Genomic DNA, 13485 nt, shown 5'->3' on the forward strand with positions numbered 1-13485 from the left:
GACTTTGGACCTGGGGTTTGGTGCTGTAACGGCTCTGACCTGCGGAAAACCCTCCACTTGGGAGATAGGTCACATCCTGGGGGAGATTGGATCACAAAACGGCCCGGAGTCCGGCAGATCCCCGGACTCCGGGCCAGAGGCTCACTGTTGGTGCCTCGGCGGTTACGGAGCGGATCAGCTCAGGCGCTCGATGACCATCGCCATGCCCTGGCCACCGCCGACGCACATCGTCTCCAGACCGAACTGCTTGTCGTGGAACTGGAGGGAGTTGATCAGCGTGCCGGTGATGCGGGCGCCGGTCATGCCGAAGGGGTGGCCGACGGCGATGGCGCCGCCGTTCACGTTCAGCTTCTCCAGCGGGATGTTCAGGTCGCGGTAGGAGGGGATCACCTGGGCGGCGAACGCCTCGTTGATCTCGACCAGGTCGATGTCGTCGATGGTGAGACCGGCGCGGCGCAGCGCCTGGTTGGACGCGTCGACCGGACCGAGGCCCATGATCTCGGGGGACAGGCCCGAGACGCCGGTGGAGACGATGCGGGCGAGCGGGGTCAGGCCGAGCTCGCGGGCCTTGGTGTCGCTCATGATGACGACCGCGGCGGCGCCGTCGTTGAGCGGGCAGCAGTTGCCGGCGGTGACGAAGCCGTCGGGGCGGAAGACCGGCTTCAGGCCCGTCACGCCCTCCAGGGTGACGCCGGCGCGCGGGCCGTCGTCCTTGCTGACGACCGTGCCGTCGGGGGTCGTGACCGGGGTGATCTCGCGCTCCCAGAAGCCGTTCTTGATGGCTTCCTCGGCGAGGTTCTGCGAACGGACCCCGAACTCGTCCATGTCCTGGCGCGTGACGCCCTTGAGACGGGCGAGGTTCTCGGCGGTCTGGCCCATCGCGATGTACGGGTCGGGGACCAGATCGTCCTCGCGCGGGTCGTGCCAGCTCTCGGCGCCGTGCTCGGCGACGTCGGCGGTGCGGGCCTCGGCCTCGGCGAACAGCGGGTTGCGCGTGTCCGGGAGGCTGTCGGAGTTGCCCTTGACGAAGCGGGAGACCATCTCGACGCCGGCCGAGATGAAGACGTCGCCCTCGCCGGCCTTGATGGCGTGCAGGGCCATGCGGCTGGTCTGCAGCGACGAGGAACAGTAGCGGGTGATCGTGCAGCCCGGCAGGTGGTCCATGCCCATCTGTACGGCGACGATCCGACCGAGGTTGAAGCCCTGCTCGCCACCGGGGAGGCCGCAGCCCAGCATCAGGTCCTCGACGTCCTTCGGGTCCAGCTCGGGGACCTTGGCGAGGGCGGCCTGGATGATCGTGGCGGTGAGGTCGTCGGGGCGCAGGTCCTTGAGGGAGCCCTTGAAAGCGCGGCCGATGGGGGATCGGGCGGTCGAGACGATGACTGCTTCGGGCATCACGGCTCCATTGACGTACGGGATGCGGGCACGGCTTCTGGTGAAGTTACCCGTACGTATGGTCAGGGTCACGGGTGTCGCGGTGTGACCCTGACCGCACTTTCTAAGCGCTTGCTTTTTGATCGAGCCGTGCGCTCAGGGAGTCGGCTGTGTCGAAGGCGCAGACGTCGCCTCCGTTGCCGGCTCATGCACCCGCCGCCGCTTGCGCCGCTTGAGCAGTGCCCATGGCCCGCGCGGGCCCGTCGGCATCGCTGCCGTGACCTCCGTACCGGCCTCCGACGCGGCCTCCGCCGCTGCTCGGGCGACCGGCAGGAAGCCCTCGCGGCGGGAGATGTCCGGGCGTTCCTCGTCGGCCGGCCACAGGCCCAGGGTCGCGCAGACCGTCGGGAGGACGGCCATCGCGGCGGTGGCGTAGCCCTCGGCGGAGGGGTGGTAGTGGTCGGGCCCGAAGAGCTCGCGGGGGTTCGCCTCGAACTCGGGGCCCAGCAGGTCGCCCAGCGACACCGTGCGGCCGCCCTGCTCGACCGTGCCGATGGTCTGGGCGGCCGCCAGCTGGCGGGAGGCGCGGCGGGCCAGCCAGCGCAGGGGCTGCTGGACCTGCTCCACCGTCCCGAGGTCGGGACAGGTGCCGACGACCACCTCCGCACCGGCCGTGCGCAGGCGGCGGACGGCGGACGAGAGATGGCGGACCGAGCGGGTGGCCGGCATGTGGTGCGTGACGTCGTTCGCGCCGATCATGATCACGCAGACGTCCGGCACCCGGGTCGGGTCCGCCAGGACCAGCGCCACCTGGCGGTCCAGGTCGTCGGAGGTGGCGCCGGGCAGGGCCACGTTGTGCAGGGTCACCTGGCGTTCGGCCACCGCCGCCAGGCCCGAGGCCAGCAGCGCGCCCGGGGTCTGCCCGGCCCGGTGCACGCCCTGGCCCGCGGCCGTGGAGTCACCGAGCATCGTCAGCCTGAGCGGCGGTTCGTCGGGGACGGTGTACGCCGTCCCGTACCGGCCGTCCGCCACCGGGACGCGCCCGCTCGTGCCGTTGCCCACCTGCCGCTTGGCCATCTGCACCTCGGCCAGCAGCAGACCGACGGCCGCCGCGCCGGCCAGCCCGATCCCGCCACCGCCGTAGGCCGCGCCGGCCGCGATCCGCCGGGCCACCCGGGCCCTCGACATTCTCGTCATGCGTCGCCGCCACCTCCTCTTGGTCGTACACCCACTCCTTGCCCCGTACCGACCGTCCGCCAATCTCAACGGGGAGTGAACGCCCGCACGTCGTGAGCCACGGGCCTTACTCTGGCGGAACCAATGACGACCACTTCTTTTGCAAGCAACCGGAGACAACGGTGCATTTCCACGACTCGATGATCAGCCTCGTCGGCAACACCCCGCTGCTGAGGCTCAACAGCGTGACCACGGGCATCCAGGCGACCGTTCTGGCCAAGGTCGAGTACTTCAACCCGGGCGGCTCCGTGAAGGACCGCATCGCCCTGCGCATGATCGAGGCCGCGGAGAAGAGCGGAGAACTGCAGCCCGGCGGCACCATCGTCGAACCCACCAGCGGCAACACGGGCGTCGGACTCGCCATCGTGGCCCAGCAGAAGGGGTACCACTGCATCTTCGTGTGCCCCGACAAGGTGAGCACCGACAAGATCAACGTGCTGCGCGCGTACGGCGCCGAGGTCGTCGTCTGCCCCACGGCCGTGGACCCCGAGCACCCCGACTCCTACTACAACGTCTCCGACCGGCTGGTCCGCGAGACACCGGGCGCGTGGAAGCCGGACCAGTACTCCAACCCCAACAACCCGCTCTCCCACTACCACTCGACCGGCCCTGAGCTGTGGGAGCAGACGGACGGGCGGATCACCCACTTCGTCGCCGGCGTCGGCACCGGCGGCACCATCTCCGGCACCGGGCGCTATCTCAAGGACGCCAGCGAGGGCCGGGTGCAGGTCATCGGCGCCGACCCGGAGGGGTCCGTGTACTCCGGCGGTTCCGGTCGGCCGTACCTCGTAGAGGGCGTGGGCGAGGACTTCTGGCCCACCGCGTACGACCGCACGGTCGCCGACGAGATCGTCGCCGTGTCCGACAAGGACTCCTTCCAGATGACCCGCCGCCTCGCCAAGGAGGAGGGGCTGCTGGTCGGTGGCTCCTGCGGGATGGCCGTGGTGGCGGCACTGCGGGTCGCGGAGCGGCTCGGGCCCGACGACGTCGTGGTCGTCCTGCTGCCCGACAGCGGTCGCGGGTACCTGAGCAAGATCTTCAACGACGAGTGGATGGCCGACTACGGCTTCCTTGAGGACGAGGGCCCCAGCGCGCGCGTCGCCGACGTCCTCAGCGACAAGGAGCACGGCGCGATCCCGTCCCTCGTGCACATGCACCCCGAGGAGACCGTCGGCCAGGCCATCGAGGTGCTGCGGGAGTACGGCGTCTCGCAGATGCCGGTCGTGAAGCCGGGCGCCGGTCACCCCGACGTCATGGCCGCCGAGGTCGTGGGGTCCGTGGTCGAACGGGAGCTGCTGGACGCGCTGTTCAGCAAGCGGGCCTCGCTTGAGGACCCGCTGGAGAAGCACATGTCCGCTCCGCTGCCGCAGGTCGGTTCCGGTGAGCCGGTCGGTGACCTGATGTCCGTGCTCGGCAGCGCCGACGCGGCGATGGTCCTCTTCGACGGGCGGCCGACCGGGGTGATCAGCCGGCAGGATCTGCTGGCCTTCCTCGCCAAGGGCGGGAAGTAGCGGAAACCTCCGGTGAACGGGGCACGGCGGCGGCGAACTTGCGGTCGCCCGGCCCCGGGGTGGTCTTCGGGGCGGACTTCGCGGAAGTGGTACGAGGGCGTCACGTCCACGCAGCACACGCTTAACACGGGTCCGGCACATTAGTGGGTGTCGGCAGGGCGGGAGCGGCTCCCCGCCTCGGCCGACACCAAAACGTCCAAGGACCTCCGGAGCGGCTCCCGGACCTCCATGGACGCTGGATGTGGCCCCGGGCCTGACCCGGTCCACATCCCTCGCGGGGACCGCCGTCGTCCCGCCCCCCGGCAACGGGGGTGCGGCGGTCCCCGCGACAATCTTTTCGGCGGGGTGTCGTGGCCCTCGCTTGTCGCTCACCCGGCGTTGGTGCTGGGGGCTGCGCCCCCAGACCCCCGCTTCGGCCTGGACGGCCTCGTCCTCAAACGCCGGACGGGCTGAGTTTCACTGACCGGCGCCCAGCAGGAACGATCCTCAGTCCTCCCAGTCGTCCGCGTTCTTCCGGCGGCTCCTGCGGCCGAACAGGTCCGGGTTCATGCGGAGGGCCTGGAAGGCGTTGACGCCCACGATGCCGGCCCAGGTGACGAGGAGGCCGGGGAGGTGGGCCACTCCGCCGCCGATCCCCGAGAGGGGAATCGCGAGGACCAGGGAGACGATGCCGAAGCCGAAGCGCTCGCCGAAGGAGTCCGTCGACTTCGAGCCCCGGGAGCCCCGGGCGACCACCATCTGCTGCTCGGCGAGCTGCCGGCGCACCCGGCGCTCCACCGCACCGTCGATGCGCTGGTCGACCTTCTCAAGGAAGGAGTCGACCAACGCGGACTCGTAGTCCTCGCCCAGCTCCCGGCGGGCCTGCAGAGTGGCGTTGAGTTCCTTTTTGAGCTCGGCGTCCCGCGCGTCCATCATGGTCTCCATTCCCGTCATGGGAAACCACGTTAAGGAGCCGGGGCGCTCGCCGCACTGGGGATAGCCCCCCTGTTGGAATTCGGGTTCGCAGCGAGCACCCCCAGGGACTCCAGCACCTTGCGGTGACCGTGCTCGACGCCCGTGATGCGCACCTCGATCCCCCGCCCCCGCAGATCACCCACCGCGTCCTTGAGCGCCAGCGCGCCGGTCGCGTCCACCGCCGTGAGCCCGGACAGCCGCAGGTCGACGGCGTTGACACCGTCCACGTCGGCGAGGCTGCGGCGGAAGCGGTGCGCGGCGGCGAACAGCAGCGGGCCGTCGAAGCGGTACGTCACCGTGCCGGAGCCGGTGCCGGGGAGTTCGTCGGACGCGGCGGGGGTGAGGCGGGTGCCGCGGACCGCCGCGCGCAGGGCCAGCAGCACCGAGACCCCGAGGCCGATCAGCACCGCCCGGACCAGGTCCAGGGCGAGCGTCGAGGCGGCGGTGAGGGCCATCACCAGCGCGTCCCCACGGGTGGCGCGGGCCATGGCCCGTACCGCGTCCGTCTCCACCATCCGTACGGCCGTCGCGAGCAGCACGCCCGCCAGTGCCGCCAGCGGGATACGGCCCACCAGCGGCGCCGCGACCGCGACGATCCCGGCGAGGATCACGGCGTGCGCGAGCGCGGCCAGGCGGGAGGTGGCGCCGGTGCGGACGTTGACCGCCGTCCGCGCGATGGCGCCCGTCGCCGGGACGCCGCCGAAGAGCGGGGCCGCGAGGTTGGCGATGCCCTGGCCGAAGAGTTCCTTGCCGGGGTCGTGGCGCTCGCCGGGGCGCATCGCGTCCGCGACCGAGGCCGAGAGGAGCGATTCGAGGGCCGCGAGGGCCGCCACCGCAGCCGCGGGGAGGAGGAGGGTCGGGACCCGGGAGACGTCCAGGAAGGCGAGGGAGGGGGCGGGGAGAGAGGACGGGAGCGTGCCGAGGCGGGTGACCGGGAGGCGCAGGGCCTCGGCGATGACCGTGGTGACGGCGACCGCCGCCAGCGAGAACGGGACCGTCGGCTTCCAGCGTGCCCCGGCCAGCATCAGCGCCGCCGAGCCCAGGGCCAGGAACAGGGCGGCCCAGTGCGGGGTCGCGTCGAACTCCTCCGCCGCGCGGGCCGCGACCATCGCCACCTGGTCGCCGCTCGGGGTCGGCACCCCCAGCGCCGACGGCACCTGCTGGAGTCCGATCACGCACGCGATGCCGATGGTGAAACCGGCGATCACGGGTGCGGGGACGTACGCCATCGCCGCTCCCGCGCGGGCGAAGGCGAGCACCAGGAGCATGACGCCGGAGATCAGACCGACCGTCAGGACGCCGTTCGCGCCGTACTCGTGGACGATCGGGACGAGGACCACCGTCATCGCGCCGGTCGGGCCGCTGACCTGGCGCGCGGAGCCGCCGAACAGGGCGGCGAGCGAGCCCGCGACGATCGCGGTGATCAGGCCGGACGCGGCACCGAGACCGGACGTGACCCCGAAACCGAGGGCCAGGGGGAGCGCTACGACGGCGACAGTCAGCCCGCACAGGAGGTCGCGGCGTGGGGCGCGGGTCATGGTGCGGAAGTCGGCGGGGGTGGGCAGGACGGAGAGCACGCCGTTCATGGTCATGAGCTTCTTCGCGTGAGTTGCGTGGGGGAGGGGGGTTACGGCAGCAGGGATACGGCACCCGTGTCGAGGTCGAAGCGCGCCGCTACGACGTGCGCCGAGGTGAACGCGGGGTCGGCGCGGATGGCGTCCCTGACCCAGGCCGTGTGGGACGTCATCGTGTGCTCGGCCCAGTCGCCGGGCAGCGCGCGGGTGCGGCGGGCGGCCGGGGTGATCTCGTCGACCAGGAGGGCGAGATGGCCGGGGACCGGGGCGCCGGTCTCCAGGTGGTCGAGCGTCGCCGCCACCGCGCCGCAGCGCTCGTGGCCGAGCACCAGCACCAGGGGGATGCGCAGTTCCTCGACGCCGTACTGGATGGACGCGAGCACCGCCTCGTCCAGGACCTCGCCGGCCGTCCTTATGCACAGCAGGTCGCCGAGGCCCTGGTCGAAGACCAGCTCCGGCGGTACCCGGGAGTCGATGCAGCCGACGATCACCGCGAACGGGTGCTGTGCGGTGGCCAGTTGGTGGCGCAGCGGGCGGCTCTCGTCCGGGTGGCGGGAGTGGCCGCAGGCGTAGCGGCGGTTGCCGTCCAGGAGTTCGGCGAGCGCCGCGGGGGCGGTGGTCGGGCGGGGCCGTGGGCCGACGGCGGCGGTGGCGGTCGTCGGGGCCAGCGCCCCGACGGCCGTGGCTGTCAGAAAGGCCCTGCGGTTCGAGGCCATGCGTTTCCTCAGGTGGTGTGCTTGTGGCGCACAATCACCCTACGCATGTAATCAGTTACCCAGAGTGCCCATTCAAGGACACTTGGGTGATTCGTCGTCAGATCATCAACCGGTCATTACTTCGTCAGGCCGTGCTGCTTCGCGTACGCGTTCGCCACGTCCTCCGGGTCCTTCTTGTCCTTGTCCACCTGGCGGTTGAGCTCGGTGAGCTGGGCCGTGGTGAGGAGGTTGCCCAGGCGGGCCAGCGCCTTGCGGACCGTGGGGTCGGCCACGCGGTCGGCTATGAGCGGGACGATGTGCTGGCTGGGGATCAGGTTCAGGGGGTCGGTCAGCACGACCCAGTCGTTGGCCTTGATGTCGGTGTCGGTGGTGAACAGGTTCGCCACGTCCACATCGCCCTTCTTCAGGGCGCCCTTCACCAACGGGCCGTCGGAATCAAGGGACTTGAACTCCTTGAACTCCACGCCGTACACGTCCTTCAGCCCTACGACGCCCACCTGACGCGTCTTCACCTCGGCGGCGGCGCCGATGGTCAGCCTGCCGTTCTGCTTCTTCAGGTCGGCCAGGGAGGTCAGGCCGTACTTCCTGGCGGTCTCGCGGGTGACGGCGAAGGTGTCGGAGTCCTCGGCCGTGCCGTACGGCAGGACCTGGAGGCCGGCGGGGAGGGCGAGGGTGAGGGCGTTCTGCATCGCGCCCTCCTCGGAGACCTTGGACTTGGGTTCGAGGTAGGTGAGCAGGGCGCCCTGGTACTCGGGCAGCAGGTCGATGTCGCCGCTCTTGAGGGCGGGGAAGACGATCTCGCGGGTGCCGAGGTTGGGGCGGACCTTGGTCTTCACGCCGGCCGCTTCGAGGGCGGCGGCGTAGAGGTAGCCGAGGACCTGGTTCTCGGTGAAGTTGGCGGTGCCGATGGTGACGCCGTTCTTGCTGGAGGCGTTGCCACCGCCGGCGGAGCCCCCGCCGTCGAGCGAGGTGACACCGCTGGAGCAGGCGGACAGGACGGGGACGGCGACGGCCGTTCCGGCGAGGGCGCCGAGGAGGGTGCGACGGTTCATGGCGTGGGTATCCCTAGGCGGTGCGGTGGCGGAAGAGGAAGCGCTGGAGGGTGGCCAGGCCGAGGTCCAGGACGATGGCGACCACGGCGACGAGCACCGCACCGCCGAGCACCTGCACGAGGTCGCGCTGGGCGAGCCCGTCGAAGACGTACCGGCCGAGGCCGCCGAAGGAGACGTACGCGGCGATCGTGGCGGTGGCCACCACCTGGATGAGCGCGAGGCGCAGGCCCGTCATGATCAGGGGGAGCGCGAGGGGCAACTCGACCTGGAACAGCACCTGGTGGCCCCGCATGCCCTGGCCGCGGGCCGCGTCCTTGATGTCCGGGTCCACGGCGGTCATGCCGGCGTAGGTGTTCGTGACGATCGACGGGACCGCGAGGGCGACCAGCGCGATGTACACCGGCCACATGGACAGGCCGCTGGCCAGGAAGACGAGGACGACCAGGCCCACGGTCGGCAGCGCGCGGCCGAAGGACGCGAGGTTGATCGCGAGGAACGCGCCCCTGCCGGTGTGGCCGATGAGCAGGCCCAGCGGGAGGCCGATCGCGGCCGCGACGAGGGTCGCGATGAGCGAGTACTGGAGGTGCTCGGTGAGGCGGTGGGCGATGCCGTCCGAACCGGCCCACTGGGCGCCGCTGGTCAGCCACTTGCCGAGGTTCTTGAAGAGTTCGAACATCAGGCTCGCCGCCTCTTCCACGGGGTCAGGACGTACTGGAGGCCGACGAGCAGGGCGTCCGCCACCACGGCCAGGAGCAGGGTCAGGACGACACCGACGATGACCGGCGTCGGGAAGTCGCGCTGGAAGCCGTCGGTGAAGAGCTGGCCGAGACCGCCGTCGCCGATGTAGGTCGCGACGGAGACGAGGGAGATCGACATGACGGTGGCTATGCGGACGCCCGCCATGATCACCGGGAGCGCCAGGGGGAGTTCGACGGTCAGGAGCGTGCGCAGGGGGCGCGTGCCCATCGCCTTCGCCGCCTCCTTGGTCTTCGTGGGGACCGAGTCGAGGCCCTCGACGGTGTTCCGCAGCAGCACGACCAGCGTGTAGACCGTCAGGCCGATCACGGTCGTGGTGCGGGTCAGGCCGCTGATCGGGAGCAGGAGCACGAAGATCGCGATCGACGGGATCGTGAACAGCACGTTCGACAGGCCGAGCAGGAAGCCGCGCAGGGGGCGGACCCGGTGGGCCACGACGGCCAGCGGGAGCGAGATCAGCAGGCCGAAGAAGACCGCGGACAGTGCGGCCTGGAGGTGGGAGACCGTGAGGCTGGTCAGGTCGTCGGTGTGGTCGCCTATCCACGACCAGTCGATGGTCATGCGGCGGTCTCCGTCTCGGGCTCGGTCCCGGTGCGGGTCCGGGCCGCCGTGTGCGCCCGGCCCGCGTGCTCGTGGATGTCGTCGCGGGAGGAGACGCCGGTGAGGACGCCGTCCGCGTCGACCCGGGCTATCAGGCCGGTGGGGGAGGCGATCGACTCGTCGAGCGCGGCGAGCAGCGAGTCGCCGTCCGCCAGCGGTCGCAGGGGGATCTCCGCGTCCTTCGTGTCCTTCGGCGCCCAGTGCAGCGGCTTGCGTGCCTCGTCGAGTACGAGGGTCCAGGCGCCGCCCTCCGGTGCCGGGCCCTGCGGGACGTCGGCGAGGGTCTTCAGCGAGAGCAGCTTCAGGCCGCGCTCGGCGCCGAGGAAGTCGGCCACGAAGTCGTCGGCCGGGCGGGCGAGGAGTTCGGCGGGGGCCGCGCACTGCACGAGGTGGCCGCCGGTGCGGAAGATCGCGATGCGGTCGCCGAGCCGCACGGCCTCGTCGACGTCGTGCGTGACGAAGACGATGGTCTTGTTCAACTCCTTCTGCAGGCGCAGGAGTTCGTCCTGGAGCTGGGTGCGGACCACCGGGTCGACGGCGCCGAAGGGCTCGTCCATCAGGAGCACCGGCGGGTCGGCGGCCAGGGCGCGGGCGACGCCGACGCGCTGCTGCTGGCCGCCGGAGAGCTGGTGCGGGTAGCGCCGGCCGGACTCGGCGGTGAGGCCGACGGTCTCCAGCAGTTCGGCGGCGCGGGCCCGGGCCCTGCGGCGGCCGTGGCCGAGCAGCAGCGGCACGGTGGCGATGTTGTCCAGCACCGTGCGGTGCGGGAAGAGGCCGGCCTGCTGGATGACGTACCCGATGGAACGGCGCAGTTCGGCCGCGTCCTGTCGGGTGACGTCCTTGCCCCCGACCCGGATCGTGCCCGAGGTCGGCTCTACCATCCGGTTGACCATCCGCAGGGTGGTCGTCTTGCCGCAACCGGAGGATCCGACGAGGACGGTCACGCCGCCTTCCGGGATCTCCAGGGAGAGATCGTGGACTGCTGTCGTGCCGTTGGGGAAGCGCTTGTGGATCGCATCGAACTGGATCATGAGTTGTCCCTTGCCCGGCTGTATAACGTCATGCAGAGTTCTTGGTGTCTGAATAGGTTGTCAACGGGTTGGTGTTAATCCGAGGTAACGGATGACCGAAAGGCAAGATCAGATGTCCTGATTGAGGGGAGTTTCATCTTTATGTCGTCTCGGATCGTGGACACGCCGATGGGTGCTTCGGTCGGCACATCGGCCGGCCACACGGGCTTGGTGGTCCTCGACGGCGTCGGGCTCGGGATTGAGGACGTCGTCCGCCTCGCCGACGGAGCCGCCCGGCCGGTGCCCGGGACCGACGCGATGAAGCGGGCGGGGGAGTCCTGGGACGCCGCCCGGCAGATCGCGGCCACCGGACGCGTCTACGGCCGCTCGACCGGCGTCGGCGCCAACCGGAACGAGGACGTGCCCACCGAGGCCGCCGCCGAGCACGGGCTGCGGCTGCTGCGCAGCCACGCCGGGGCCATCGGCGACGAGCTGCCCGCGCGCCAGGTGCGGGCGATGCTCGCCGTCCGGGCCAACCAGATCCTCGCGGGCGGCGCGGGACTGCGGCCCACCGTCGTCAGCGCGCTGTGCGAGGCGCTGGAGAACGGGGTGTACCCGCTCGTCAACGAGTTCGGCTCGGTGGGCACCGGGGACATCGCGGCCCTCGCGCAGATGGGGCTGGCGCTGGCGGGGGAGCATCCGTGGCGGGGCGGGTCTTCCGGCGGCGGGGCGGGTGGGAACGGAACCGGCGGTGCGCAGGGTGCCGTCATCGGAGTTCCCGAGGCGCAGCCGCTCGACAACAACGACGCGCTCGCCATCATCAGCAGCAACGCCCTCACGCTCGGCCAGTCCGCCCTCGCCCTGCACGAACTGCGCGGTCTGGTGGAGGCCACCCAGGTGGTCGGCGCCCTGTCGATGCTGGCCGTGGACGGGTCGCACGAGCCGTACGCCGCTCCCGTGCACGCCGCACGGCCGCACCGGGGGAGCAGCGAAGTCGCCCGGCGGATGCGGGAGTTGATCGGTGCCGCCGACCGGCCCACCCCGCCGCTCGGCCGGATCCAGGACCCGTACGGCTTCCGCTGTCTGCCGCAGATCCACGGACCGGCGCACGACGCGGCCGACGCCCTGGAGGCGGTGCTGGCGATCGAGATCAACGCGGCGGCCGAGAACCCGCTCATCTCCCCCGAGGACATGGCCGCCTACCACCACGGCGGCTTCTACCAGGCCCAACTCGCCCTGGCCCTGGACCACTTCAGGCTCGCGCTCACCCAGGTGGCCCGGCTGTCCACCTCACGGCTCTCGTCGCTCAACGAGCCCGTGTTCACCCGCCTCAAGCCCTTCCTCGCCGACCAGGAACCCGCCTCCTCGGGCGTGATGATCCTGGAGTACGCCGCCGCGGCCGCCCTCGGCGACCTGCGGGCCTTCTCCGCTCCCGCCTCGCTCGGGCACGCTGTACTCTCCCGGGGCGTCGAGGAACAGGCCAGCTTCGCCTCGCTCGCCGCACGCCAGACGCTGCGCGCCTGTCGTGCGTACCGTCTCGTCGTCGGCTGCGAACTCGTCGCCGCGGTACGGGCGCTGCGCCAGCGCGGACTGCGGCCCGAGCCGGAGCTTCCGGTGGGCCGTGCGCTGGAGCTCGCCGAGTCGGTGCTGGCGCAGGACCAGGCCGACCGGCCGCTCACGGACGACGTGACGGCGGCGGCCGCGCTGCTGGACCGGTTCACGGACATCTGGAGGGGGAACGCGTGACGAACGCGGAGAGGGGCACGACCGTGGCGGACACAGCGGCGGGGCGGCTGCAGACGCTCTTCGAGGGGCACCGGCTGACACCGACGCAGCGGCGCATCGCGCACAGCATGGTGCGGCGCGCCGCCGATGTGCCGTTCCTGTCCAGCGTGGAGCTGGCCGAACTCGCGGGCGTCAGCCAGCCCTCCGTGACCCGCTTCGCCGTCGCCCTCGGCTTCGACGGTTATCCGGCGCTGCGCAAGCACCTGCGCGAGGTGGCGCCGGCCGAGCAGTCGGCGGACGCGGGCTCGTACAACGAGTACCAGCAGGCTGTCGAGGCCGAGATCGAGAACCTCAAGCACCTCGCCGAACTGCTCGCGGACCCGCGCCCGTTGCAGAAGGCGGGCCGCCTGCTCGCGGGCTCCCGTCCCCTGCCCGTCCTGGGCTTGCGCGCCGCCGCCTCCCAGGCCTACGGCTTCGCCTACTTCGCCGCCAAGGTCCATCCGGACGTACGGCTGCTGAACGAGGGCGGCACGATGATCCACGACCGCATCGAGGCCGCGGTGCGCGCCGGGGCGACCGCGCTGCTGTGCTTCGCGCTGCCCCGGCATCCCCGCGAGGTCGTGGACACGCTGACCTTCGCCAAGGGCGCGGGCCTGACCGTGGTGACCGTCGCCGACTCCGCGTTCGCGCCGGTCGCCAAGGCCTCCGACCTCCTGCTGCCCGCCGCCGTCGGCACCGGCCTGGCCTTCGACACGGCCTGCGCCCCGATGCTGCTCGGCCGGGTCCTCCTTGAGGCGATGTGCGACGACCTGCCGGACGCCCAGGCCCGCCTGGAGGAGTTCGACGCGGGGGCGGCGGCGCGCGGGCTGTTCGTGGAGTAGCGAGTGCAGTGGTGAGACGCCCGCGCGATTTTCAGACTCGTCTCACGTTGGCTCGCTAGCCTCCCGTCCCACGGAGCCGCACAGACCGAGACGGGA

General features: G+C 71.3%; 12 protein-coding genes. 3 read left to right on the forward strand and 9 right to left on the reverse strand.

The genetic code is table 11. The annotated features are described in order from the left end of the window. Positions 1–174 precede the first annotated feature (174 nt). Both M2283_RS39480 and M2283_RS39485 read right to left on the reverse strand, forming a co-directional pair. Entirely contained in the window at positions 175–1395 is a 1221-nt protein-coding gene (locus tag M2283_RS39480; protein WP_280881347.1) for an acetyl-CoA C-acetyltransferase, read from the reverse strand. Positions 1396–1530: 135 nt separating this feature from the next. Beyond that, on the reverse strand, positions 1531–2571 hold the full coding sequence (locus M2283_RS39485) for an SGNH/GDSL hydrolase family protein (RefSeq protein ID WP_280881348.1): 1041 nt from the start codon (positions 2569–2571) through the stop codon (positions 1531–1533). A 161-nt stretch (positions 2572–2732) separates the two neighbouring features. Between M2283_RS39485 and M2283_RS39490 the strand changes: the two genes are divergently transcribed. Then, entirely contained in the window at positions 2733–4121 is a 1389-nt protein-coding gene (locus M2283_RS39490) for a cystathionine beta-synthase (RefSeq protein WP_280881349.1), read from the forward strand. A gap of 486 nt (positions 4122–4607) precedes the next feature. On the opposite strand, the gene M2283_RS39495 is transcribed toward M2283_RS39490, so the two are convergent. The 7 genes from M2283_RS39495 to M2283_RS39525 form a co-directional block, all read right to left on the reverse strand. Then, a complete protein-coding gene (locus tag M2283_RS39495; RefSeq protein WP_280881426.1) occupies positions 4608–5033 on the reverse strand; it encodes a hypothetical protein in 426 nt (141 codons plus the stop codon). A gap of 32 nt (positions 5034–5065) precedes the next feature. Beyond that, positions 5066–6667: a SulP family inorganic anion transporter gene (locus tag M2283_RS39500; protein ID WP_280881350.1), complete on the reverse strand. Its 1602-nt coding sequence runs from the start codon at positions 6665–6667 to the stop codon at positions 5066–5068. 35 nt (positions 6668–6702) lie between these two features. Then, a complete protein-coding gene (locus M2283_RS39505) occupies positions 6703–7365 on the reverse strand; it encodes a carbonic anhydrase (RefSeq protein WP_280881351.1) in 663 nt (220 codons plus the stop codon). Between the two features lie 116 nt (positions 7366–7481). Next, on the reverse strand, positions 7482–8417 hold the full coding sequence (locus M2283_RS39510) for an ABC transporter substrate-binding protein (protein ID WP_280881352.1): 936 nt from the start codon (positions 8415–8417) through the stop codon (positions 7482–7484). A gap of 13 nt (positions 8418–8430) precedes the next feature. Further along, on the reverse strand, positions 8431–9093 hold the full coding sequence (locus tag M2283_RS39515) for an ABC transporter permease (RefSeq protein ID WP_280881353.1): 663 nt from the start codon (positions 9091–9093) through the stop codon (positions 8431–8433). Further along, a complete protein-coding gene (locus M2283_RS39520) occupies positions 9093–9734 on the reverse strand; it encodes an ABC transporter permease (RefSeq protein WP_280881354.1) in 642 nt (213 codons plus the stop codon). Before M2283_RS39520 ends, M2283_RS39515 begins: the two co-directional genes overlap by 1 nt. Next, positions 9731–10804: an ABC transporter ATP-binding protein gene (locus M2283_RS39525; protein WP_280881355.1), complete on the reverse strand. Its 1074-nt coding sequence runs from the start codon at positions 10802–10804 to the stop codon at positions 9731–9733. Before M2283_RS39525 ends, M2283_RS39520 begins: the two co-directional genes overlap by 4 nt. A 141-nt stretch (positions 10805–10945) precedes the next feature. On the opposite strand from M2283_RS39525, the gene M2283_RS39530 reads away from it, so the two are divergent. Together M2283_RS39530 and M2283_RS39535 are read left to right on the forward strand one after the other, a co-directional pair. Then, complete coding sequence (locus M2283_RS39530; protein WP_280881356.1) at positions 10946–12529, forward strand: aromatic amino acid ammonia-lyase; 1584 nt, start codon at positions 10946–10948, stop codon at positions 12527–12529. After that, positions 12526–13389, forward strand: coding sequence for a MurR/RpiR family transcriptional regulator (locus tag M2283_RS39535; RefSeq protein WP_280881357.1), 864 nt, complete (start codon positions 12526–12528; stop codon positions 13387–13389). Before M2283_RS39530 ends, M2283_RS39535 begins: the two co-directional genes overlap by 4 nt. Positions 13390–13485: the final 96 nt, after the last annotated feature.

The organism is Streptomyces pseudovenezuelae (assembly GCF_029892565.1).
Taxonomy (GTDB): domain Bacteria; phylum Actinomycetota; class Actinomycetes; order Streptomycetales; family Streptomycetaceae; genus Streptomyces; species Streptomyces pseudovenezuelae_A.

Coding starts and splice junctions, on each gene's coding strand:
- M2283_RS39480 (WP_280881347.1), bottom strand. CDS start 1,395: ATGCCCGAAGCAGTCATCGTCTCGACCGCCCGATCCCCCATCGGCCGC.
- M2283_RS39485 (WP_280881348.1), bottom strand. CDS start 2,571: ATGACGAGAATGTCGAGGGCCCGGGTGGCCCGGCGGATCGCGGCCGGC.
- M2283_RS39495 (WP_280881426.1), bottom strand. CDS start 5,033: ATGGACGCGCGGGACGCCGAGCTCAAAAAGGAACTCAACGCCACTCTG.
- M2283_RS39500 (WP_280881350.1), bottom strand. CDS start 6,667: ATGACCATGAACGGCGTGCTCTCCGTCCTGCCCACCCCCGCCGACTTC.
- M2283_RS39505 (WP_280881351.1), bottom strand. CDS start 7,365: ATGGCCTCGAACCGCAGGGCCTTTCTGACAGCCACGGCCGTCGGGGCG.
- M2283_RS39510 (WP_280881352.1), bottom strand. CDS start 8,417: ATGAACCGTCGCACCCTCCTCGGCGCCCTCGCCGGAACGGCCGTCGCC.
- M2283_RS39515 (WP_280881353.1), bottom strand. CDS start 9,093: ATGTTCGAACTCTTCAAGAACCTCGGCAAGTGGCTGACCAGCGGCGCC.
- M2283_RS39520 (WP_280881354.1), bottom strand. CDS start 9,734: ATGACCATCGACTGGTCGTGGATAGGCGACCACACCGACGACCTGACC.
- M2283_RS39525 (WP_280881355.1), bottom strand. CDS start 10,804: ATGATCCAGTTCGATGCGATCCACAAGCGCTTCCCCAACGGCACGACA.
- M2283_RS39530 (WP_280881356.1), top strand. CDS start 10,946: ATGTCGTCTCGGATCGTGGACACGCCGATGGGTGCTTCGGTCGGCACA.